The sequence below is a fragment of the Limisphaerales bacterium genome, assembly GCA_014382585.1.
Lineage (GTDB): Bacteria > Verrucomicrobiota > Verrucomicrobiia > Limisphaerales > UBA1100 > JACNJL01.
The window spans coordinates 1-23,662 of sequence record JACNJL010000064.1 but is presented as its reverse complement, the minus strand read 5'-3'; the positions used below and the strand labels follow the sequence as shown (position 1 = coordinate 23,662).

Genomic DNA, 23,662 nt, shown 5'->3' with positions numbered 1-23,662 from the left:
GCACGATGACAAGCCCCACCTATTTCCAGCGGATCACATCCCCCGGCTGAAGAGCGGTGGCGGGGTTGGCGGGGCGTAGTTTTCCGGCGCGGGTGAGTTGAGGCAGTCCGGTGGGGCGAATGCCGGCTTTGCGGCGGGCGGTGTAAATGGTCATCCCGGATTTCCACGGAATGATTTTTCGCTCACCGGTTTTGGGATGGATGAGAGTGATGGTTTTGGAAATTTCTTTTGGCAAAGTTGGCGTCGGGGTGGGCGAATCTTCTTTTCCCCGCGGACGGTATTCGAGTTGGGCTTCGGGCAGGAGGCGTTTAAGATCTTCGATGCGTTGTTCATCCAGCGGATGGGTGCGCAGAAACCACGGCATGCGGCTGCCACCTTGGGCGCGATTGTATTCGGCGAAACGTTCCCAGAATTTAACCGCCTCCGCCGGATCATATCCCGCCCGGGCCATATAAATCAGCCCGATACGGTCGGCCTCGCTTTCCTGCAGCCGACTGTGCGGCAGCTCGGTGCCGAGCGTGGTGCCGAGACCGTAGGCAATCATCAACGCATTTTTACCGGCGGCATTCATTTTGGTAAATTGTGAAATCAACGCCATCCCCACCCCCTGCACCACAAGCACACGGCTGATGCGTTCGGCCCCGTGATGCGCCACCGCGTGTGCCACCTCGTGCGCGAGCACCGTGGCGAGTCCGGCCTCGGTTTGCGTGATTTGCAACATCCCCGAGTACACGCCCACCTTGCCACCGGGCAAACAAAAGGCGTTTGCCTGGCTGTTTTCGAAAAGCACAAACTCCCACTGCGCCTTGGGCAAATTCGCCACGGCGGCAATGCGATTGCCCACGCGCTGCAATATCGCAGTGGCGTTTTGATCGCTGCTCAGCGGCGTGCTTCCTTTCAAATTGTTAAACGCATCACGCCCCATCCCGCGTTCCATCGAGGGGGAAATCAGATTGAGCTGTGAACGGCCGGTCTCCGGAACTGTCGTGCAAGCAGTCAACCCCGCCATCAACACGGCCAAGCTCAAACGCTTTATGTGTTTCCACAACCTCATTGCCGGAGCATACGAAAAATATCGAATTGTTCAAGCACCGCATTTGCCTTGGCCCCGTGCGGCGCCGACGGCATACTGCGTGCGGATGGAAATCCAACTCGCATACGGCGAAGGGCAATTGCCCATTGAATGCCCGGACGACCGCACGACGGTCATCGCCCCCACCCCGCGCGAAGGGTTGCCTGATGAACGCGCCTCGCTGTTGGCCGCGCTGGAAAACCCCATCGGCGAGCGCCCGCTCAAGCAGTTAATCAAAGCCGACACCAAAATCTGTATTCTCTTCACCGACCTCACCCGCGCCACGCCCAACGAACGCATCATCCCGTGGTTGCTGGAACACTTGGCCCACGTGCCGCGCGAAAACATTTTGTTACTCAATCAACTGGGCACGCACCGACCCAATTCGCGTGCGGAGATGGAGCAAATGCTTACGCGCGAAGTGGTCAATCATTACCGCGTGGTCAACGCCGAGCCGAACAACCCCGATGCCCACATCGCGCTGGGCACCACCCACGATGGCACGCCCGCGCTCATCCATCGGCACGCGGTGGAGGCGGATCTGCGCATCGTCACGGGCTTCATTGAACCACACTTTTTCGCCGGCTACAGCGGCGGCCCCAAGGGCATCATGCCCGGCGTGGCGGCATTGGAAACGGTGATGAGCAATCACGGCGCAAGCCACATCAGCAATCCTAAAAGCACGTTTGGCGTCACGTATGGCAACCCGATTTGGGAAGAAATGCTCGCCATCGCCCAACGCACCGGCCCGAATTTTTTACTAAACGTCACGCTCAACGAGCAGCGCCAAATCACTAACATCTTTGCCGGCAACCTCATCGAGGCGCACAAAAGAGGCTGCGAATTTGTGGGGCGCACCGCGATGCAACCGGTGGAAAAACCTTTCGACGTGGTGGTGACCACCAACAGCGGTTATCCGTTGGATCTGAATTTGTATCAGGGCGTGAAAGGCATGAGTGCCGGAGCGCGCATTTTGAAAGACGGCGGCACGCTCATTCTCACCTGCGAATGCCGAGAAGGCGTGCCCGAGCACAGCCCAATGGATCAACTCCTGCGCACCGCGCGCAGTCCCGAAGAAGTGTTGAGCTTGTTAGCCACGCCGGGTTTTACAAAACCCGAACAATGGCAGGCGCAAATTCAAGCGCTTATCCAGCGCAACGCCGATGTGCGCGTGCATAGTTCGCTCTCCGCCGAAACGCTGCGCGCCGCTCACCTCACACCCTGCGAAGACATCAGCGCAATGGTCGCTTCAGAACTCGAACGCCACGGGCCCGAAGCCCGCGTGGCCGTGCTGCCACAAGGGCCGTTGACAATTCCATATTTGGCGGAATGAGTGACGACCATTGTGAATAAATAATTATTCACAAACGGCCTGATTTATTTACACTTTTCCTAATTGCTGATTCCAGCAACTCGAGGAGGGAAAAAAAATATGGAGAAATTGATTCGCAACAGCATTGCGTTTGCTTGCTTGTTTGCCGTAACTGCGCCCGTTTGGGCTCAACCCACACCGCAGCCCGTGCGCATTCCTGTGCCACGCCCCACACTGGGCACGCCCAAACCCAACGCACCCAAAATACCCCTCGGCGTGCAGTCGCAAAAACGCAAAGGGCCCAGCTCGCCCAATATTATTTTGATCATGGCCGATGACCTCGGCTGGGGTGAACTCGGCAGCTACGGCCAACCGGTGATCAAAACGCCTTACCTCGACCGGATGGCGGCAGAGGGCATGCGCTTCACCCAAGCCTACGCCGGCAGCTCCATTGGCGACGCCTCGCGCGGCTCGCTCTTCACCGGCAAACACACCGGCCACGCATACATCCGGGGCAATCGCCGCGTCCCCCTGCGCGCCATCGACATCACCATCCCGCAAATCCTGATGGCCGCCAACTACGAGACTATCGCGCTCGGCAAATGGAACCTCGGCGAAAAAGGCACCACCGGCGAACCTTTCCGCAAAGGCTTCCGCCACTGGGCGGGCTTCTCCGACCAACTACACGCCAACAATTATTACCCAACCTTCCTCTGGCGATACGCACCGGGTATCGGCGGCATCAACCAATTCAACGGCGATGTCCCCATCCACGCAAACGCGGGCGGGCGCCGCATTAAATACAGCACCGACATCATCACCAAAATGGCATTGAACGCCATCCGCATTTACAAGCCCGCTCCGGAAAGCAAATACAAACCCTTTTTCATGTACGTTTCTTACACCGCGCCACACGCGAATAATGCGCTCGCGCAAAAAACCCGGAACGGAATGGAAGTGCCCAACAATGCGTTCCCCTACGCCGGCGAACGCTGGCCACGGCCGGAACGCAACAAAGCCGCGATGATCACCCGAATGGACCAGGCGATCGGTCAAATCCTCGCCAAGCTGCGCGAATATGATATCGAAGAAGATACCCTCGTCCTGTTCACCAGCGACAACGGCCCGCACATGGAAGGCGGAAACGACCCGAAATTCTTCCGCGGCGCCGGCCCCTTCCGAGGCATCAAGCGCAGCCTTTACGAAGGCGGCATCCGCGTCCCGATGATTGTAAAATGGAAAGGCAAAGTAAAAGCCGGCACCGTAACCGACCAGCCCTTTGCCTTTTGGGATATGCTCCCCACCCTGCTCCAGGTAGCCAAACTGCCCGCACCACGCGAAACCGACGGCATTTCACTGATGCCCACGCTCATCGGGTTGCCGCAAAAACAACAACACGAATTTCTATACTGGGAAGTTCACGAAACCGGCTCCCAACAGGCCGTCCGTCAAGGCGACTGGAAAGCCGTGCGCACTACGCCAGGCAAACCGCTGGAACTGTACAACCTAAAAACCGACAAAGGTGAAACGCGCAACGTAGCCGCGCAGCACCCCGATGTGATCAAACAAATTGAAGCTCATTTGGCCGTCGCCCGGGTGAAATCAACCTATTGGCCGCTCCGTGCGGCACCCGAAAAATCTGCCCAGCGTTAGCTGCTTGGCAAGATCGATATCACACACCGTTTGGCTGAAAGGCCGGGCGGTTTTTTATTGGGTCGGCGCAGGCCCATCGGCCACCACGCGAAACCCCGAATGTTGAGAACCGGAATCCGGCGTGTTTTTCATCCGCCGTGAAGGACGGAATGCGCCACAATAAAGATCCGTGCACAAAAACGAACCACCCCGCTGAATACGTTTCGGAATCCGATTACGCCCGTCATTAGGATCAAAACTATCCTGCTGCAACGGGCCGCCAGGATTTTTCACCGGACTCTGGCTGTAATATGTTGGCGCGTACCAATCCGCGCACCACTCCCAAACATTCCCAGCCACATCATGCAGGCCATAGCCATTAGCGGGAAACGTGCCCACCGGGGCTGTGCCATAAAACCCATCCACTTTTGTGTTTTCCCGTGGAAAACGGCCTTGCCAAATATTGGCGTGAGGATTGCCGTCGGGCTGCTGTTCATCACCCCACACATATTCTTTACCCTCAAGCCCACCGCGCGCAGCGTATTCCCATTCCGCTTCAGAGGGCAGCCGATGTTTCACGCCGCTGGCATCGGTAAGCCACGCACAATAAGCGTGGGCATCATCCCAACTGACATGCACGACCGGATGATTGCCGCGCCCGGAAATATCAGAATCCGGCCCCTCGGGATGCCGCCAATTTGTGCCTCCCACATGACGCCACCACACGCTCCACATGTTGTGCTGTTTGAGCATATTTACTGGAATTTCTTGCGCCGGCGGCGTGAACACTATTGATCCAGCCACAATTTTATCCTTGGGAATATTGGCAAATTCTTCCGGCGTAATGCCAAGATTCTCCGCCGTGGGCTCTTCCTCGGCGAGGGTCACATATTTTGTGGCAGCGACAAATTTAGCAAACTCATCATTAGTCACCTCATGCACACCCATCCAAAACCCATCGAGTTTTACCCGGTGCACCGGAGCCTCATCGGTGGGCCCATCCGCCCAGCCCATTTTGAATGTGCCCGATGGAATCCATACCATGCCGGTGGTAGAAAAATTTTTCTTACCGGAAGAATTTTCAGGTGCAGCCGATCCGCCGCTCTCTTCGCCCGGTTTGCAACCGACAATCGATATTGCCAGCGAAATAAATAAAATCAGTTTCATTGCTCTACGGCACCATTTACTGCGCCACTTTATTGGTTTGTACTTTAGGATGGCCGAAGTCATCCAACCCTTCCCGTTCTTTCCGTTGATCAGTAGTCATTCGGATACTCCAAAGCGTCCACATAATCCCAATCACAATGCCCAGTAGCACCAAGGCCCCCAAAAAATACGGCCAACGATACGTGGGTAGTGATTCAGGCGCGTTATCCGGGGGCGTCATGGGAGAGCGAAAGACTAATCCCACTCTGCAAAAATGCAATGCGAATCTGGTTGCGCGCAAGGCGGGCGGCGTGGTTTCCTCCGCCATGCCTCCCGCGCCACTCCAGCCCGGCACTCTGTACCTCGTGGCCACGCCAATCGGCAACCTCGAGGACATCACCCTGCGCGCGCTGCGCACCTTGCGCGAGTGCACCATCGTGGCCGCGGAAGATACCCGCCGTGCACGGCAATTGATGCGCGCGCACGACATCGATCGGCCCACGCTGAGTTGCCATAAATTCAATGAAGCCAAACGCTCCGGCGAATTGCTCGAGCGTTTGGGACGCGGCGAAACCATCGCGATGGTGAGCGACGCCGGCACGCCGGGCATCAGCGATCCGGGTGAACGCATCGTGCGCGCCGTGCTCGCCGCCGGATATCGCGTGGAACCCGTGCCGGGCCCGTGCGCGTTGGCGACGGCACTTCCTGCGAGCGGATTGGCAACAGCCGAGTTTCATTTCGTGGGTTTCCTCCCGCACAAAAGCGGCGCGCGTTTGCGACAATTGGAAGCGCTTGGGGAAGTGCCCGGCACGCTTTGTTTTTATGAATCGCCCCATCGCGTGGTAAAATTTATGGGCGAACTCGATGGCCTTTGGCCCGAATCCCAAGTGGTGTTGGCACGGGAGTTGACCAAAAAGTTTGAAGAATTCCTGCGCGGCACACCCGCCGAATTGCTGGCCCATTACACCGAACGCAAACCCAAAGGGGAATTTGTGGCGCTCGTACAACGTGCCACTTAAGTTGGCTTGAGCTTGCGCGCGCGGGCGCATCGTGGTTCCCTCCCGCTATGGCCATTTTGTACGTGGGCAACCTGCCCTTCAAAGTTACTGACGAAGCACTCGCCGAACATTTCGCCACCGCCGGCGAAGTAGCCGAAGTCCATCACGTCCGCCAAAGCGAAACCGATCGCTCACAAGGCTGCGGCTTCATCACGATGGGCGATGACACCGCCGCAGCCAACGCAGTGGAAACGCTCAATGGACAGGAATTTGAAGGCCGCGAACTCAGCGTGTGCCTCGCACGGCCTTGATTGAACAATGATATTTAGGAAATCTAGGATTCAATCCTGTGCATCGTGAATATCTGTGTTAACTCAAAAACTTCCCCGGATTCATAATGCCTTTTGGATCGAGGGCGTCTTTTATAGTTTGGTGCAAGCGGCGCACTTCGGCGGGGGCGGCCAATGGCCACCATCGTTTTTTGGCAAGGCCGATGCCGTGTTCGCCGGTGATCACGCCATCGTGTTTGAGCACCCACCGGAATAGCTCATCCAACGCCGCATCGCGTCGGCGGGCGTGCCCGGGCTTTGATTCGTCCACCATCACGTTCACGTGAATGTTCCCATCCCCGGCGTGGCCAAAACAGGCGATGGGCATCGCGTGTTTTTTCTGCAAACGCGCGGCGAAGGCAAAGAGTTCCTCCAATTTACCGCGCGGGACGACGATGTCTTCATTTAATTTCACCAAACCCGTGTCGCGCAGTGAATACGAAAACTCTCGGCGCAGTTGCCAAATGGCCTCGACCTTTTCCGCGCCCAACGCGGCGTCAATAAAACGCGGCTTGAGCGGGGCCATCAGTTTTTTCAAATCGCGCAGCTCGGAGCGCACGCTTTTTTCCTGTCCATCCAGCTCAATAATAAGATGCGCGCGGCAGCCGTTGAAGCGATCACTGCCGGTGCGTTTTGTGGCGGCGCGCAGTGTAAATTCATCGGCCACCTCCAACGCGCTGGGCAAATACCCTGCCTTGAAGACCGCCGCAATGCCGCGCGTGGCGGCGCGCATCGAGCCGAGCCCAACGGATAACGCGGCGCGAAAGGGTGGCAACGGCAACAGTTTCAGCGTGGCCTCGGTGACAATGCCGAGCAATCCTTCGGTACCGGTGAAGAAATGCGAAAAGTCAAAGCCGGTTTTGTTTTTGTGCGCGCGCCCGCCCACGCGCACGAGCGTGCCATCGGGCAGCGCGAATTGCAGACCAAGGACGTAGTCGGACGTGACACCGTATTTCAGACTGCGCGGCCCACCGGCGTTGGTGGCAATGTTGCCACCGAGACTGCAGTCCGCGCGACTGGCGGGGTCGGGCGGATAATACAGCCCTTTCGCCTCGGCCTTGTTTTGCAAATCAGCGGTGATGACGCCCGGCTGAATGACGGCTACAAAATCGTGTTCGTTAATTTCCCGAATGCGCCGCATTCGCGCGGTGCTCAGCACAATGCCGCCGCGCATCGGCACGCAACCGCCCACGTAACCGTAGCCCGCGCCGCGCGGGGTCACAGGAATTTCATGCCGATGAGCGAAGCGCAAAATGGCGCTGACACTTTTGGCACTCCGCGGCAGAGCCACGGCTTCGGGTGTGCCGGTGGCAAACCATTTATCGCCGGCATGCGCGGCGAGTGCCGATTCGTCGAGGCGCAGTTCGCCGGGGACGAGTTTGCTTTGGAAGCGTTGCCAGAATTTAAGGTTCATCCGATTCAATCGATTTAATTAACGCGCGCGCATCGTCGCGTTCGTTTTCGGGAACCTGCACACGAATGCCGCCGGTAGCAAGTGAGTACCCTTCCATACTGAACGCCGCCGCTTCACCTTCGACGGTGGCTTGGAAACCGGCGGTGCGCAGCCGGGCGCAAACCAACTGCGCCTCGGGCCCGCTGAACGAGGTGAACACCGTAACGCGATCCATCCGTCACCTTGATCGTCCACTCTTGGGTGGAGCGCGGTTATTCGTGGGCGGCGGTTTGTATAACAACCCGCGGGAATTGAGGTTGCTGGCCAGGATAGAAAAATTTCCGGCGGCATTATTGAGGTTGGTCATCAGTCTGGAAAATTCTGTGCGCAACGCGTCGTCTTTCAATAATCCGCCGGCGAGCCCTTTGCCCTCTTCCAGCTGGCCCACGATGCGGTCGGCGTTTTGGGTGAAGTTTTTGAGATTGGCGGTGACGGCGGCGACGTCTTTGACAATGACGTCGATGCTGGTTTGATTGGTGGAAATGGTGGCCTGTAATTTTTCCGTGCTGATTTTGAGGCTGGCGGAAATGGCGGTGAGGTTGGTGAACACTTTGCTCACCATCGGGGCGTTGGTGGCGATGAGGGTTTCCAAATGGCTGGCGGAAGTATCAAGGCGTTTTGTAAATTGCGCAAAATTGTTGAGGCTCACCTGGAGGGTATTGGTGTTATTGGCGAGCATCGTGTCCACGCGCGACACGGCGTCGTGAAATTTCTGCACGGTGAGATCCACGTTGGGGGCAATGTTGGTGGTGAGATTATTGGCAAAAGTATGAATGCTTTCGGAGGTCATTCGAAACTCCGCAATCGCGGCGGTGAGGTTAGTGAGCGTTTCAGTGCTAAGCACGGTTTGATCCAGGCGATTGATGGCGGAATCGAGCGTAAGCATACTGTTATCCACGCGGCGAATGAGATGCTGTGCGTCACGCGCGACGCTCATGAGGTCAAAAGGCGCTTCGCAATCCCGACTCATGCCGGGCTTGAGTGCCTCGCCTTTCTCAGCCCCAGGAACGACCGCAATGTATTCGTCGCCCATCAGGCCGGTGACTTTAATTCTAAATTGCGTATTGCTGTCCAAAGCATGCCAAAATTCCTCAAAAATATCTGCATGAATGACAACCCCGCGCCCGTCGTTGTTGAGGGTGATTTTACCAACTACACCAATTTTAACGCCACTCAATTGAATAGGGGCATCAACAATCACGTTGCCCGCGCTTGCGGATTGTAGCTTGAGGGGGATCGTTTTGGTAAGGCCGAAGCCTGTTTCACTGAAACGCAGCGTCATCACTGCAGCAATCCCGAGCATCACGATGACGAACATCCCTACTTTTAATTCCAAACGGCTGGCGCTCATAATAACTCCACCTCCTTGAGATCCGCCTCACCGTTCACAAAACGGCTCACCCGCAAATCCTCCGAATTGAATACTTCATCCGCAGGGGCGTCCAGATAAACTTGTCCTTCGCGCAGATAAATAATCCGCTGCCCAATACGGCGGGCACTGCGCATGTCGTGGGTGATGACAATGGTCGTGATGTTGAATTGGTCACGCACCCGCAAGATGAGCTGGTCAATGCTGTCGGACACCACCGGATCCAGCCCCGTGGTGGGTTCGTCATACAAAATAATTGCCGGCCGATGAACGATGGCTCGCGCGAGGCCGACGCGTTTACGCATCCCGCCCGAGAGTTCCGAGAGTAATTTCTCCTCCACGCCGGGCATTTCCACGAGACGCAACATTTCCGAAACACGTTGTTGAATTTCCGATTCGTCCACCCCGCCCGCGCGGCGCAGTGGAAACGCGACATTTTCAAATACATTCATGGAATCAAACAAAGCCGCGCCTTGAAACAACATCCCGAACTGCCGCCGCACATCGAGCAATTCGCGTTCGGGCATATTGTTAATTTCCACACCCTTAATGCACACGGTGCCGGCATCGGGCATCAGTAGTCCGACCAGATGTTTGAGCAAGACGCTTTTGCCCGTGCCACTACGGCCGATGATCGCGAGGCTCTCGCCTTCCGCCACCGAGAAAGATATATCGCGCAACACATTGTTGCCGCCAAAACTTTTACTCATGTTTTGAACTACGATCATTGGAAGTTTCTATGGATACAACAGCATACGCAAAAGCAAAGTGAGGAAAAAATTACTGACGAGGATGGCGATGCAGGATTGCACAACCGCCTCGTTGGTGGCGCGGCCCACACCCTCAGCGCCTTCCCCGCAGTTGAGGCCGCGATAACAGCCGACCAGCGCGATAATGCCACCAAAGAAAATGGCTTTGATACAGCCCATCAAAACGTGCTGTTCATCCACGAAAAAGTAAAGGTGGTTAAGCCCGTAAGCACCTTCAAGCCCAAGCACTGTGATGCTCAGCACATACGCCGCAGCGATCCCCACCCCCCAGGTGAGCACCGTAAGCAGCGGCATGGCGATGACTGTGGCAAGGAAACGCGGCACCACAAGGTAATCCACCGGATGCGTGGCCATCGTGCGGAGAGCATCAATTTGTTCAGAAACACGCATGGTGCCCAGCTCGGCAGAGATTGCCGCGCCCACCCGGCCGGCGACCATAAGCCCTGCCAAAACGGGACCTAGCTCGCTGATCATGGCCACGCCCACAACGCTCATGGTGGCGTTGTCCATTTTCATTTTGTGGAATTGGAAAAAAGTTTGTGCGCAAAATACCATACCGGTAGAGGCCCCGGTGGTGAGAACTACGACCTGGGATTTCCAACCGACAAAGTGGAGTTGCTTGATGAATTCGCCCCAGTGAAGGCGGGTGGTCAAGAGAGAACAAAACACCTCGACGGCGAGCAATGCGATGCTCCCCATACTGGTAATGAAACTGGAAACTCCTCCTACTGCGGTGTGTGTGGACACCTCTCCCCCTTTAGTTTTTGCCGCCCCCACGGCACAGCTCGATTAGTCGCCGGCAGAAACCGTTTTCTCTTCAGTTTCAGTGGAAGCTTTTTGTTTAAACGTCAATTTTTCATTTTTGGTGGAAACTTTGATGGGGTCGCCCTCAACCAGAGTTCCGCGCAAAATTTCCTCAGCCAGCGGATCCTCGAGGAACCGCTCCACCGCCCGCCGCATAGGCCGGGCGCCATACTCGGGGTCATACCCTTTTTCAACCAGCAAATCGTGCGCCTTTTTGTCGAGCACGAGTTCGATTTCTTTTTCCTTAAGGCGTTCAGTAACTTTGTGGAGTTCGAGGTCCAGGATTTTGCCGAGATCTTTTTTCACCAACGAGCGGAACACAATTACATCATCCAACCGATTTAAGAATTCCGGGCGGAATGCCTTTTTAGCTTCGTCCATAATCAGCTCACGCATTTTTTCGTAATCGATTTCGTTCCCCGAATTATTGAAACCGATAGCCGTGCTTTTCTTTGCGCTCTCGGAGCCCACGTTGGACGTAAGCAAAATAATGGTATTCCGAAAATCAACCGTGCGGCCCTGGCTATCGGTGAGTTTGCCTTCTTCCAAAATCTGAAGCAGCATATTCATCACGTCCGGGTGGGCCTTTTCAATCTCATCAAAAAGCACCACCGAGTACGGCCGACGCCGCACTTGCTCAGTCAACTGGCCGCCTTCCTCGAAACCGACGTAGCCGGGAGGCGAACCAATAAGGCGCGAGCTGGCAAATTTCTCCATGTACTCGCTCATATCAATTTGAATGAGCGCCTTGGAATCGCCAAACAGTTGTTCGGCAATGGTTTTTGCCAAAAGCGTTTTGCCCACGCCAGTGGGACCCATCAGGGCAAAGGCGCCGATTGGACGCACGGGATCCTTGAGGTCCGCCCGCGAGCGGCGCAGGGCTTTGCTGAGTGAAGTGACTGCGGCGGATTGACCGATGACCACTTTCTCCAGCTCCTTTTCCATGCTGAGGAGCTTCTTGATTTCATCCTTCTCCATGCGTTGCAGCGGGATGCCGGTCCACTTGGAAATGACGTGCATGATGTCCTCATCGGAAATGACCACCTTGGTTTCCTCGCTGGCGGCTTTCCATTCGGCCATCGTGTTTTCGAGGTTTTCCTTGGCGTGCTTTTCTTCGTCGCGCATGGAAGCTGCGCCTTCAAAATCCTGCTCTTTAATGGCCGTTTCCTTGCGGGTTTTGATCTCATCAATGACGGCCTCAAGTTCCTTGATTTCCGGCGGCCGCGTCATCGCCTGGATGCGCGCGCGCGAACCGGCTTCGTCCATCACATCAATCGCTTTATCCGGCAAATAACGGGAGGTGATGTAGCGATCGGAAAGTTTGACGGACGCCTCCACCGCTTCATCGGTGATCTCCGCTTTGTGATGTTCCTCGTATTTGATGCGCAACCCCTTGAGAATTTCGATGGCTTCCTCGATGGACGGCGCCTCCACTTTTACATTTTGGAAACGGCGTTCCAACGCAGCATCTTTCTCGATGTACTTGCGATACTCGGTAAGCGTGGTGGCACCCACGCATTGCAATTCGCCGCGGCTCAACGCGGGCTTGATGATGTTGCTGGCATCCATGGTGCCTTCAGCAGAACCGGCACCCACGATGGTGTGCAGCTCGTCGATGAACAAAATCACATTCTTCGCACGGCGAATTTCGTCCATCACCGCTTTGATGCGTTCCTCAAATTGCCCGCGGTACTTGGTGCCGGCCACCATCAAGGCGAGGTCGAGCGTCACGACGCGGCGATCACGCAACAGTTCCGGCACGTTGCCCTTCACCACCTCCTGTGCGAGGCCTTCGACGATGGCGGTTTTACCCACGCCCGCTTCGCCGAGCAACACCGGATTGTTCTTCGTGCGGCGGCAGAGAATTTGAATGACGCGCTCGATTTCGTCTGAGCGGCCAATCACCGGGTCCATCTCGCCTTTGCGGGCAATCTCTGTGAGGTCGCGGCCAAAGGCGCGCAGCGCTGGCGTCTTGTTGCCTTTTTTTCCACCGCCCTTGGTTGGGGCAGTTTCGCCTTCCTCGTCCATTTCTTCCTCGCCCATTGCGAAGTTCGGATCGAGTTCCTTCAAAATTTCCTGACGCGTTTGCTCGATGTCGATATCGAGATTTTTAAGCACGCGCGCGGCCACGCCTTCGCCTTCGCGCAGGAGTCCCAGCAAAATGTGCTCCGTACCCACGTACGTGTGCTGGAGTTGTTTGGCTTCCTTGGAGGCGAGGTTGAGCACTTTTTTCACGCGCGGCGTGTACGGAATGTTGCCAACCTGTTTTTGGTCCGGCCCGGTGCCGACTTGTTTCTCGACTTCCAATCGCACGGTCTCGAGATCCAGCCCCATTTTTTGCAGCACGTTAACGGCCACGCCCTGACCGAGCTTGATGAGCCCCAGCAATAAATGCTCGGTGCCCACAAAGTTGTGGTTGAAACGATCCGCCTCTTTGCGCGCCAATGCCAGCACCTGTTGGGCGCGTGGCGTGAAATTGCTCATTCCTTCATCACTCATTTTCTGGGTAAATTTTGACTGTTTTCGTCGGTTTTGTCGAGCATTCCAGATGCCAACTTATGCCCAAACGGCTCGTTTTTTTGGGCCGCAGCGTGTCATAATCTATTTGACGAATTATTCCGGCAGTTTTAGGCCCTTTATTTTGCCTAAATGTTTGCGCAATAGATCCGCGCGATGGAGGTCACGCTCTTCACCGGAAAGTTTTTCCCCCACCAATTCCTGCATATGCGCCGGTTGGCTGAGTAAAAACAGTTCGTCGAGCAACGGCGTGGTGAGGCCTTGGAACAGTTCCAACTTCACGCCCAGCCGCAGCAACGACAACTGGTTCATCGTCTCTTTGCTACTCACAATATGCGCGTGCGCCAGCGTGCCGTACGCGCGCCCGATGTGATTATACAACTCCTTGGCCTTGGTGCGCAGCAAAGTTTGCCGTGCGTTTTCTTCGTGCTCGATCACTTGCAACACCACTTTGTGAATGCGCTCGATGATGTCCGCCTCGCTTTCGCCCAGCGTCATTTGGTTGCTTACCTGAAACAAATGCCCCAGCGCCTCCGTGCCTTCGCCGTACAACCCGCGCACCGCATGGCCCAGCTTGGTGACCGCCTGCACAATTTGATTCACTTGATCGGTCAACACCAATCCCGGCAAATGCAACATCGCGCTCACGCGAATTCCTGTTCCAAGATTGGTGGGACACGCGGTCAGATAACCCAGTTGCGAGTCGAATGCGAAATCCAGTTTCTTTTCCAAGCTGGTGTCAAACCGATCCATCTTTTGCCAAACCTGTTTCACCTGCAACCCCGGCAACAACGCTTGCATCCTCAAATGATCCTCTTCATTGATCATCACGCTCAACGTCTCGTCCTTGCTGAGCACCAACCCGCTCCCCGCGCCCTTGGCCGCGTGCTCGCGACTAATAAGATGCCGCTCCACGAGCAGTTGCTTGTCCAGCGCCTGCAATGGCTTCATCGATTCCGAAAACCCACCGCGCATCGCCGAAGCCGCCGCGATGGCCGGCTGAATAAATTCGCACGTCTCCACCCGACTCGCTTTCTTCGCGCGTCCCGGAAACGGCCGCCCCGTCACGTTACGCGCCAAACGCACGCGGCTCGACAGCACCACGTGATCCTGCGGCCCTTCGCAATTGGACAACTCGGTGGTGCTGCTCAAAAATTTCCGCAATTCCATTAAGCCTCTCCTCCCTTCGTGCTCTTTGCGCTCTTCGCTCCTTTTGCCTTTGGCTCAAGCGGTTCCACCGGATCCTCCGGCGGCACATCCAATCCCCGCAACTGATCCCGCACCTGCGCCGCCTGCTCGTAGTCCTCCGTCTCGATGGCTTTGCTCAATTGCTTTTCCAATTGCTGCCGTTGTTTTGTGAAATCCATTTCCTGCCGCAACGCCTTGGGCACCTTGCCCACGTGCTGCGTGCCCTTGTGCATTTGCTTGAGCATCCCCTCCAAAGGCTCCGCAAACGTCGCATAACAATCGGAGCAACCCAACCGCCCGCTCTTTTTAAAATCCGCCTGCGCAAACCCGCACGCCGGACATTCCAATTCCCCACTGCCCGATTCCATCTCCGAAGCCGCGCCCAAGCCCAGCAACAAATCCGCCAGCGCGAACCCTTTCGGATCGGTGACCCCCTGTTCCTTGGCGCACTCCTCGCAGAGATCAATCTTCTTCATCTGACCATCCACAATCTCAGTCAAATGAACCGTGGCCTCGTTCTCACAATCTGGTTGGCAACATTGCATTGTCTTAATATATCACAAAATTTCTGATCCCGACGCATTGGTCAATGCGTGGTAGGCTTGCATAAAGGCTCTGGTGTGTTTGCCGGGGCGGCCGGAGCCGATTTTTCGACCGTCGATTTTTACCACGGGAACCACTTCGGCGGCGGTGCCGGTGATGAAGCATTCATCGGCGTTGTATAAATCGTAGCGGGTGAGGTTGGGTTGGGTGATCTCGATGTCCAATCCTTCGGCCAATTCCATCACCACTTTGCGGGTAATGCCGTGCAACGCGCCGGAAGCCAGCGAGGGCGTGAACATTTTGCCGTCCTTGAGCATAAAAATATTGTCGCCCGTGCATTCGGCCACGTAACCCTGCGAGTTAAGCATAATGGCTTCGACACAACCGGCATTGCTGGCCTCGATTTTGGCGAGAATGTTGTTGAGGTAATTCAGCGATTTAATGGCCGGGTTCACCGCGTTGGTGTGGTTGCGCGTGGTGGGCACGGTGACAATTTCCAGCCCTTTATCATAAAACGCCTTGGGATAAAGCTGAATGCTCGCGGCAATAATGATGACCTGCGGATTGCTGCAGCGATTGGGATCCAGCCCCAGGGTACCCGCACCGCGCGTGACGACCAGCCGAACGTAGCCATCGCGGATTTTGTTGCGGCGGCACGTTTCCACCACCGCCGCGCACAGCGCCTTGTGGCTCATCGGCAGCTTCATCAAAATCGCTTTGGCGGAATAAAATAGACGGTCGATGTGTTCCTCCAACCGAAACACGCGCCCGTTGTACGCGCGAATGCCCTCGAATATTCCATCGCCGTACAGCAGACCGTGGTCAAAGACCGACACCGTCGCCTTCGCTTCATCAACAAATTTTCCGTTTATATAAACCTTCATCGGTCGGCGGAGAGTGCCGCAACGCGCGCGGCGGGGCAATCCTTCAGTCAGCAATCCTTCCATCCTTCAGCCGAACAATGCGCTCGGCAGCGGCGGCGACCACGTCATCGTGCGTAGCCACCAAAAGCGTAAGATTGCGCTCGCGATGCAGCTGAGCGAGCAGCTCGATGATTTCCGCTTCGGTGCCGGTGTCGAGATTGCCGGTGGGTTCATCGGCCAAAATAATTTCCGGTTCATTCATCAACGCCCGCGCGATGGCCACGCGCTGCTGTTCGCCGCCAGAAAGTTCCGTGGGCAAATGCGTCATCCGATCCGACAGCCCCACTGCCGCGAGCAATTCCCGCGCGCGAGCCTCGGCCTTTGCCTGCGGCGCGCGCTGCACCTGCGCAGGCAGGCACACGTTTTCCAGCGCGTCCAAATCCGGCAACAAATGATACGCCTGAAACACAAAGCCAATGTGCCGCCCGCGAAATGCCGCCGCATCCTGCGCGGTGTGCAGCCGCAATGGTCTGCCATCAAAAATAATTTCCCCTTGCGAAGGCGCGTCCAATCCGCCGAGCAATTGCAACAGCGTGCTTTTGCCTGAACCACTAGCCCCTTGCAGCGCCACAAACTCACCGCGTTCCAACGCGAGATCAACGCCACTGAGCACCGTCAAGGGTTGGCCTGCCATTCGGTAGGTTTTTCCCACGCCACTTGCTTTCAAGACGGCGTCACTCACTGCGCAAAGCCTCCACCGGCCGCAAACGGGCCGCATTCCAAGCCGGCAATAATCCGGCCAGTAAACAAATTAAAATCGATACGCCGCAAATAACCACGAGATCGCCCGGCACCACTTGGGCGGGGAGTTCGCGAAAACCATAAAGTTTTTCCGGAAACAACTCCACATCGTGCCCGCGCAGGAATCCCAAAAACTGGTTGCGGTATTTGAGCACCAACAATCCCATCGCGATGCCCATCCCCGTGCCGAGCAATCCCACCACGGCACTTTGAATGAGAAACACAAAACTCACCTGCCCGTTGCTCGCGCCGAGCGCTTTGAGCAAACCGATCTCTTTGGTTTTTTGTACACCGAAAATAATCAACGAACTCGCAATGCCAAATGCCGCCACTACCACGATAAAAAACATCAGGAATTGGTTGATCATTTTCTCCACCTGCACCTGCGCGAGCAACACCGGATTGAGATCTTCCCAAGTGCCGATGCGATAGCCCTCCCCAAGCAATTCCCCCAACGCCGCCTGCTGCGGGCCGAGCTCCAGCGGGTCTGTGGTTTCCACCCATAACGCGCTTGCGCCTTCCTCAAGGCCATATAAATCCTGTGCGTTATAGAGGCTGCAAAAGATAAAATCGTTGAGATCCTTTTGGCCGGCATCGAACACGCCGGCCACGATGTATTCTTCTGGAAAAATGCCCAGTTCTTCGCCAGCTTTTTGGGCCTTACGCATTTCCTGAATCATCTTGGGCGAATGGATCAGCACCCGATCGCCCACGCCCAATCGGAATTCGCCATCCATCCGCGCAAAGTTATAGCCAATCACCAATCGATTTCCGCGCAGATTGAATTCGCCCGCCTCCAAACTATCCGGCACTTGGCTCACGGTTTTCATTCGCTCAGGATCCACGCCCAGCAACACCGGCGCATCGAATGCCGGCGCGCCGATTTCCGGATCGGTCTCCATCATCACCTTGCCGCCGATGATTGGGGAGACGCCGGTGACGCCCGGAATTTTTCCAATGCGATCGGAGAGCGCCTCGTATTCCACAATCGGCCCTTCCATCGAACGCACGGTGAGATCGGCTGAGAATTGGAAAAAGGATTTTTTCAGTTGCAAATGGAAGCCAGAAAAAACCGAAGTAACGATAATGAGCACCGCCACGCCCAACATCACCCCCACCACCGAGATGAGTGTGATGAACGAAACCGAGGTGCGTTTGGGCCGCAAATACCGCAGCGCCAACGCAAACTCAAAGGGCAGCCATTTCATCGCCGCGAAGTTAGGGCGCGGGCAAAGGCGGTGCAAGGATTAGACATTCACACGGTATGAATGAGAGGAATGGATTGAATCGCCAAGCTTGGCGGTTCAAAAATTATTCCACGCGCCCCGCCACCAATGATTCCACCACAGCTGGATCGGCCAAGGTGCTGATGTCGCCGAGGTTGTCGGTGTCGCCTTCGGCGATTTTGCGGAGGATGCGGCGCATGATTTTTCCGCTGCGGGTTTTGGGGAGGCCGCCGGTGAATTGGATTTTCTCAGGCGAAGCGTGCGGGCCGATGTCGGCGCGGACTTGTTTCACAATCTCAGCACGCATCGTGTCGGTGATTTCCTCGCCGGTTTTCAGAGTAACGTACGCGTAAATGGCATTGCCTTTGATGTCGTGTTCGTAGCCAACCACTGCCGCCTCGGCCACGGCGGGGTGGCCGCCGATGGCGCCCTCGATTTCCGCGGTGCCGAGGTTGTGGCCGCTCACGATGATGACGTCGTCCACGCGTCCGGTGATCCAATAGTAGCCGTCCGCATCGCGTTTGCAGCCGTCGCCGCTGAAATATTTGCCGGGGAACCGCGCGAAGTAGGTGTCGAAAAACCGCTGTTGATCGCCGTACACCGTGCGCATTTGGCCGGGCCACGGCTCGAGGATGCAGAGATTTCCCGAGACGCCGTTGCCCTCGATGATCTCGCCCGTGTCATCGACGAGGGCCGGTTTCACGCCGAAGAACGGCAGCGTCGCACTGCCCGGTTTGGTGGGCGTGGCGCCCGGCAGCGGCGAAATCAAAATGCCGCCGGTCTCCGTTTGCCACCACGTGTCCACGATGGGGCATTGTTCTTTGCCGATGACGGTGTTGTACCAATTCCATTCCGGTTCTTTGATTGGCTCGCCCACGGTGCCGAGCAAACGCAGACTGGAAAGATCGTGTTGGCTCGGCCAACTGTCGCCTTCTTTCATCAACGCGCGCAGTGCGGTGGGCGCGGTGTAAAAAATGTTGACCTTGTGCTTCGCCACGATTTCCCAGAAGCGGCCGTGGTCGGGATAATTTGGCACGCCCTCGAACATCATCGTGATCGCGCGATTGGCCATCGGGCCGTACACGATATACGAATGCCCCGTCACCCAGCCGATATCCGCCGTGCACCAATAGACATCACCCGGATGATAATCGAAAACATAATGATGCGTCGTGGCGGCATAAACGAGGTAACCGCCGGTGGTGTGCAGCACGCCCTTCGGTTTGCCGGTGCTGCCGGAGGTGTACAAAATGAACAGCGGATCCTCCGCGTCCATCGGCTCGGCGGGGCATTCCGCATCCGCTGCGGCCAGCGCCTCGTGCCACCACACATCGCGACCTTCGGCCATCGCCACTTCGGTGCCGGTGCGTTGCACAACCATAATTTTCTCAATGGACGGTGTGGTTTCAACCGCCGCATCGGCGTTGGCTTTCATTGCGATGTCCAGCTTCGTGCCGCGCACGCCGGTGTCTTGCGTGAGGATGGCTTTGCATTTGGAATCGTTGATGCGGGTGACGAGGCTGTCCGCGCTGAACGCGCCAAACACAATCGAATGCACCGCGCCAATCCGCGCGCACGCGAGCATCGCAATGGTGAGTTCCGGAATCATCTGCATATAAATGCAAACGCGATCGCCCTTCGCGATACCGAGATTTTTCAGTGCGTTCGCCGCCCGTTGCACTTCCGCCTGCAGTTGGCTGTAGGTGAACGTGCGGCTTTCGGTGGGGTCATTGCCCTCCCAAATCAGCGCCGTATCATCGCCGTGGCCGTCGTCCACGTGGCGATCCACGCAGTTGTAACAGGCGTTTAACTTGCCACCGAGGAACCACTTTAGCTCTGCTTTATGGTAATCCCATTCGCGCAGTGTTTCCCATTTATCGGCCCAATGCAGACGATCGGCGTGCTCGGCCCAAAACCCCTCGGGGTCGTTGATGGAGCGGTCGTACAGTTCGCGGTACTGTTCAAGGGAGGCGACGTGTGCGCCTTCGGAGGCTGAGGCAGTGGGAGGGAAAATTTTATCGCTCATTATAAAAACAAATCATTTCGGGCGCGCATCATGGGAAAGCAACGCCCCGCCGTCAAGCCACTCCAATCTCGACCTCGGCACATAGCCTCGGTACATTGCGCGCGTGTCCGGCCACGCACATCCTGTTTCCGCCCGCACGCGTCTTTGCGCGGTGTATGGGTTTCCCGTGGGGCATTCGGCTTCGCCGGCGATGCAAAATGCGGGCATCGCGGAACTCGGGCTCGACTGGCGTTACGCCGCTGCCGAGGTGCGGCCGGAACAATTGCGCGAAGCGATCGCCGGCGCGCAGGCGATGCATTACATCGGCATCAACCTCACCGTGCCGCATAAATTGCTGGCGCTCGATATGGTGGATGTGCTCGACGAAAGCGCAAGCGAATGGGGCGCGGTCAACACGATTCTCTTTGAAGGACAGGATGTCAACGGCGATTGGCGTGCGTTACGCGATTTCGAAACCGCGCCGCACCAATTGCGCAGCCACGGATTTAATACGGATGCAGACGGCATCACCCAAAGTTTGCGTGAAGATTTGGGGATGGAAGTGCGCGGGGAAAATGTGCTGTTGCTCGGCGCGGGCGGTGCCGGTCGCGTGGCAGCAATGAAAATCGCGGCCACCGGTGTACGGCAACTGCACATCGTCAACCGCACCGAAAGCAAGGCCGAAGCGATTGCCCACGAAATTCGCACGCGCTTTCCCGCAGTAGCCGTTTCGGTGGGTTACCCCGGCGGCAAGGTGGATCTCGTGCTCAACTGCACTTCGCTTGGGCTCGCGGCGGGCGACGCGCTGCCGCTGGACACCGATCTGTTTTCATTGGATAAAACGCGCGCGGTGTACGATATGATTTATCAACCGGCCGAGACGCCGCTGCTGGCCGCCGCGCGCGCCGCCGGTTGCCAAACGGCCAACGGCCTCGGGATGCTGCTGCATCAGGGCGCGAAAGCGCTGGAAATTTGGAGCGGCCAAGCCGCGCCGCTAAAAATAATGCGCGCCGCGTTGGAGGGGGCTGTCAATGGCTGACCAATTGATTCAGTTTTTTGGCAGCGAATTGACGCTCTTCTCGATGGTGTTTTTTGTGCTCGGCTGCATTGTGGGCAGTTTTTTGAACGTTGTCATCCATCGCCTGCCGCGCGAGATGAGCATTCTGCACCCGCCCTCGCATTGCCCGCAGTGCGGCTACTCGATTCCTTGGTATCAAAATGTGCCGCTCATCACGTGGCTGTGGCAACGCGGCAAATGCGCCGGTTGCGAAGCGCGCATTCCCGCGCGCTATGTGTTGGTGGAGTTCCTCACCGGCGCGGCTTTTCTGGGCGCGTGGTTGTTGGTCTATTTTCAATTTACGCAAGGCTACGAGGCGCCCATCAAAGATCCACTGATTGCAGCGGGAGTTTCAATGGCGTTGGTTACGTTGTTGGCGGGATTGATCGCGTCCACCTTTATTGATTTCGAGCACTTCATAATTCCGGATGAACTCACCAAAGGCGGCATGGTAATGGGGGTGGTTTTTTCCGTCGCGCTGCCGCAATTGCACGGGGTCTTTCTCGGCCAAACGGTGAGCCACGCGCAGGCGCTATGGTTCAGCGTGTTGGGGATGGCGGTGGGCAGTGCGGTAGTGTACGCCGTGGTGCGGCTGGGCAAAGCGATGTTCGGCAAACAAACGTACAACAGCGACGTGCCGGTGACGGTTTCTTTTTGCACGGATTATATGTGCCTCGGCGGCGAACCGGGCGAGGAGGATACATTGATTCCATTCGAGGATGTGTTTTACCGCAAAGGCGACACGGTGACGCTGCACGCTGAGCACGTGGAATTGGTGGACGTCTGTTACTGGGACAAAGCCGTGGCACTGAACGCGGAAACACTGACCATTGGCGAAATGGACTTTCCTGCCGCCGATGTGCCGCATCTCGAAGTGTTGACCAGCGAAGTCACCATTCCGCGCGAGGCGATGGGCTTTGGCGATGTGAAATTTATGGCCGCCATCGGCGCGTTCCTCGGCTGGCAAGCCACCCTCTTCGGCCTAATGGCCAGCGCGATGGTGGGCGCCGTGGTGGGTTCGCTGATGATGCTCCTGCGCCGCGACAAGGCGAACATCATCCCCTACGGCCCATACATTGCTCTCGCCGCAGTCGGCTGGATCTTCGGCGGCTACGCGCTATGGCAATGGTGGTGGAAAAGCTTGGGGCCGGTTTAGAAAACAGTCACCGCCGTGTCTAAAAATCAATTCCCATTCTGCGCGCGATGGCGCAGGGCGTGATCGACTAACACCAACGCCGTCATCGCTTCCACCATCGGCACGGCGCGGGGGAGAACGCATGGATCGTGCCGACCGCGGGCTTTGAGTTTTACGTTTTTGCCATCCGTGCTCACGGTGTCTTGGCTTTGCAAAATGGTGGCGGTGGGTTTGAAGACGGTGCGGAAGTAAATGGTTTCGCCATTGCTGATGCCGCCCTGCACGCCTCCGGAACGATTGGCGGTAGTGCGCACTTTGCCCGCGCGCATTCGAAAGGGGTCGTTGTGCTCGCTGCCTTTCATCGCGATGCCGCCAAAGCCGGAGCCAATCTCAAAGCCTTTACTGGCGGGCAGGCTGAGCATCGCCTTGGCAAGATCGGCCTCGAGCCGGTCAAAGACCGGTTCCCCCCAACCGACGGGCACGCCGCGCGCCACGCCAAGGAGCACGCCACCCACGCTGTCGCCCGCTTTGCGGGTGCGATCGATGAGACGAATCATTTTCTCCGCAGTCGCCTTGTGCGGGCAACGGACGATGTTGGCTTCGACTTGTCTGAGCGTAAATTTATCTGGATTGATTTCGGCGGAAATTTTCTGCACCTGTTGAACACACGCGAGCACTTCAACGCCGAACTGTTTTTTCAAAATCTTTTTGGCAATCGCACCGGCGGCCACACGGCCGATAGTTTCGCGGGCGCTGGTGCGGCCGCCGCCGGGCCAAGCGCGGATGCCGTACTTGGCGTCGTACGTATAATCAGCGTGGCTCGGGCGGTATTTCGTTTGCATCTCCGTGTACGCCTCGGAGCGTTGATCGGTATTTTCCACCAGTAACGAAATGGGGGTTCCGAGCGTCTTCCCCTCGAATGTGCCGGACAAAATGCGGACGGCATCCGTTTCCTGCCGTTGCGTGGTGATGCGGGATTGGCCGGGCCGACGCCGAGCGAGGTCGGGTTGGAGATCTTTTTCGGTCAATGCCAGCCGCGGCGGGCAGCCGTCGATCACCACGCCCACGCCGCCGCCGTGGCTTTCGCCCCAGGTGGTGATGCGGAAGAGTTCGCCAAAAGAATTCCCCATGCGCGGAGGATGGCACAAAGCAGTCGCAAAATCAATCCGGCGCAGAACGCGCTGAAATGTGAATGATTTTCGCTTGAGTTGAGCAATGAAAACAGCACGATCAAAACGGTGATGAGGGGGCATTTCAAAATAGGTTTCATGGCAATCGGCGCGTTGGCGTTGATGGCGTGTGAGACGTTTGATCCCACGGATCCGTTCGCTTCGTCTACGGATTATTACAACAGCAAATCCCGCAAAGAATTAATGGCCATGGCTCGGAAGGGCGATTATGAGGCTATTCGGCGGCTAAGTGATACGCCGCTGCAAAATCTC

At 56.8% G+C, this 23,662-nt stretch carries 22 protein-coding genes; 7 read left to right on the top strand and 15 right to left on the bottom strand.

Translation table 11 applies throughout. The annotated features are described in order from the left end of the window. Positions 1 to 19: 19 nt before the first annotated feature. Positions 20 to 1,054 (bottom strand): M48 family metallopeptidase, encoded by a 1,035-nt coding sequence (locus tag H8E27_14910; GenBank protein ID MBC8326908.1) that lies wholly within the window; start codon positions 1,052 to 1,054, stop codon positions 20 to 22. A gap of 85 nt (positions 1,055 to 1,139) precedes the next feature. Here H8E27_14910 and larA point away from each other — a divergent pair, with 85 nt between their 5' ends. Both larA and H8E27_14900 read left to right on the top strand, forming a co-directional pair. Beyond that, positions 1,140 to 2,405, top strand: a complete 1,266-nt coding sequence (larA, locus tag H8E27_14905) for a nickel-dependent lactate racemase (GenBank protein MBC8326907.1) — start codon at positions 1,140 to 1,142, stop codon at positions 2,403 to 2,405. Positions 2,406 to 2,504: 99 nt separating this feature from the next. Then, positions 2,505 to 4,037 carry an arylsulfatase gene (locus H8E27_14900; GenBank protein ID MBC8326906.1) on the top strand — a complete coding sequence of 511 codons (1,533 nt, stop codon included), beginning with the start codon at positions 2,505 to 2,507 and terminating at the stop codon, positions 4,035 to 4,037. A gap of 54 nt (positions 4,038 to 4,091) precedes the next feature. Here H8E27_14900 and H8E27_14895 read toward each other — a convergent pair whose 3' ends face one another. After that, positions 4,092 to 5,060, bottom strand: a complete 969-nt coding sequence (locus H8E27_14895; protein ID MBC8326905.1) for a formylglycine-generating enzyme family protein — start codon at positions 5,058 to 5,060, stop codon at positions 4,092 to 4,094. A 428-nt stretch (positions 5,061 to 5,488) separates the two neighbouring features. Between H8E27_14895 and rsmI the strand changes: the two genes are divergently transcribed. Next, positions 5,489 to 6,181, top strand: a complete 693-nt coding sequence (rsmI, locus tag H8E27_14890; protein ID MBC8326904.1) for a 16S rRNA (cytidine(1402)-2'-O)-methyltransferase — start codon at positions 5,489 to 5,491, stop codon at positions 6,179 to 6,181. 47 nt (positions 6,182 to 6,228) lie between these two features. Next, on the top strand, positions 6,229 to 6,471 hold the full coding sequence (locus H8E27_14885; protein MBC8326903.1) for an RNA-binding protein: 243 nt from the start codon (positions 6,229 to 6,231) through the stop codon (positions 6,469 to 6,471). Positions 6,472 to 6,529: 58 nt separating this feature from the next. Here the strand turns inward: H8E27_14885 and H8E27_14880 are convergent, their stop codons facing one another. The 12 genes from H8E27_14880 to acs all read right to left on the bottom strand — a co-directional run bounded on the left by H8E27_14880 (position 6,530) and on the right by acs (position 20,049). Continuing rightward, positions 6,530 to 7,903, bottom strand: a complete 1,374-nt coding sequence (locus H8E27_14880) for an FAD-binding oxidoreductase (GenBank protein MBC8326902.1) — start codon at positions 7,901 to 7,903, stop codon at positions 6,530 to 6,532. Next, a complete protein-coding gene (locus H8E27_14875) occupies positions 7,893 to 8,117 on the bottom strand; it encodes a DUF2007 domain-containing protein (GenBank protein MBC8326901.1) in 225 nt (74 codons plus the stop codon). The genes H8E27_14880 and H8E27_14875 overlap by 11 nt, the downstream gene beginning before the upstream one ends. 3 nt (positions 8,118 to 8,120) lie before the next feature. Further along, positions 8,121 to 9,293 (bottom strand): MCE family protein, encoded by a 1,173-nt coding sequence (locus H8E27_14870; GenBank protein ID MBC8326900.1) that lies wholly within the window; start codon positions 9,291 to 9,293, stop codon positions 8,121 to 8,123. Next, complete coding sequence (locus H8E27_14865) at positions 9,290 to 10,039, bottom strand: ATP-binding cassette domain-containing protein (GenBank protein MBC8326899.1); 750 nt, start codon at positions 10,037 to 10,039, stop codon at positions 9,290 to 9,292. Before H8E27_14865 ends, H8E27_14870 begins: the two co-directional genes overlap by 4 nt. A gap of 9 nt (positions 10,040 to 10,048) precedes the next feature. Then, positions 10,049 to 10,780 carry an ABC transporter permease gene (locus H8E27_14860; protein MBC8326898.1) on the bottom strand — a complete coding sequence of 244 codons (732 nt, stop codon included), beginning with the start codon at positions 10,778 to 10,780 and terminating at the stop codon, positions 10,049 to 10,051. A gap of 90 nt (positions 10,781 to 10,870) precedes the next feature. Further along, positions 10,871 to 13,369 carry an ATP-dependent Clp protease ATP-binding subunit gene (locus H8E27_14855; GenBank protein MBC8326897.1) on the bottom strand — a complete coding sequence of 833 codons (2,499 nt, stop codon included), beginning with the start codon at positions 13,367 to 13,369 and terminating at the stop codon, positions 10,871 to 10,873. A 129-nt stretch (positions 13,370 to 13,498) separates the two neighbouring features. Further along, complete coding sequence (locus tag H8E27_14850; protein MBC8326896.1) at positions 13,499 to 14,572, bottom strand: protein arginine kinase; 1,074 nt, start codon at positions 14,570 to 14,572, stop codon at positions 13,499 to 13,501. Then, positions 14,572 to 15,135 (bottom strand): UvrB/UvrC motif-containing protein, encoded by a 564-nt coding sequence (locus H8E27_14845; protein ID MBC8326895.1) that lies wholly within the window; start codon positions 15,133 to 15,135, stop codon positions 14,572 to 14,574. The genes H8E27_14850 and H8E27_14845 overlap by 1 nt, the downstream gene beginning before the upstream one ends. A gap of 12 nt (positions 15,136 to 15,147) precedes the next feature. Continuing rightward, positions 15,148 to 16,017: a branched-chain-amino-acid transaminase gene (gene ilvE / locus H8E27_14840; protein MBC8326894.1), complete on the bottom strand. Its 870-nt coding sequence runs from the start codon at positions 16,015 to 16,017 to the stop codon at positions 15,148 to 15,150. Positions 16,018 to 16,060: 43 nt separating this feature from the next. Then, the gene (locus tag H8E27_14835) at positions 16,061 to 16,774 is read right to left on the bottom strand and encodes an ABC transporter ATP-binding protein (GenBank protein ID MBC8326893.1); all 714 of its coding nucleotides are present in this window, start codon (positions 16,772 to 16,774) and stop codon (positions 16,061 to 16,063) included. Next, positions 16,731 to 18,005 carry an ABC transporter permease gene (locus tag H8E27_14830; protein MBC8326892.1) on the bottom strand — a complete coding sequence of 425 codons (1,275 nt, stop codon included), beginning with the start codon at positions 18,003 to 18,005 and terminating at the stop codon, positions 16,731 to 16,733. The genes H8E27_14835 and H8E27_14830 overlap by 44 nt, the downstream gene beginning before the upstream one ends. Before the next feature lie 103 nt (positions 18,006 to 18,108). Further along, complete coding sequence (gene acs, locus H8E27_14825) at positions 18,109 to 20,049, bottom strand: acetate--CoA ligase (GenBank protein ID MBC8326891.1); 1,941 nt, start codon at positions 20,047 to 20,049, stop codon at positions 18,109 to 18,111. A gap of 190 nt (positions 20,050 to 20,239) precedes the next feature. Between acs and H8E27_14820 the strand changes: the two genes are divergently transcribed. Beyond that, the gene (locus H8E27_14820; protein MBC8326890.1) at positions 20,240 to 21,067 is read left to right on the top strand and encodes a shikimate dehydrogenase; all 828 of its coding nucleotides are present in this window, start codon (positions 20,240 to 20,242) and stop codon (positions 21,065 to 21,067) included. After that, the gene (locus tag H8E27_14815; protein ID MBC8326889.1) at positions 21,060 to 22,241 is read left to right on the top strand and encodes a prepilin peptidase; all 1,182 of its coding nucleotides are present in this window, start codon (positions 21,060 to 21,062) and stop codon (positions 22,239 to 22,241) included. The genes H8E27_14820 and H8E27_14815 overlap by 8 nt, the downstream gene beginning before the upstream one ends. A gap of 26 nt (positions 22,242 to 22,267) precedes the next feature. Here the strand turns inward: H8E27_14815 and aroC are convergent, their stop codons facing one another. Further along, positions 22,268 to 23,350 (bottom strand): chorismate synthase, encoded by a 1,083-nt coding sequence (gene aroC / locus H8E27_14810; GenBank protein MBC8326888.1) that lies wholly within the window; start codon positions 23,348 to 23,350, stop codon positions 22,268 to 22,270. Between the two features lie 138 nt (positions 23,351 to 23,488). Here aroC and H8E27_14805 point away from each other — a divergent pair. Then, positions 23,489 to 23,662 (top strand): hypothetical protein (locus H8E27_14805; protein ID MBC8326887.1); only part of this gene is annotated, 174 nt, incomplete at its 3' end.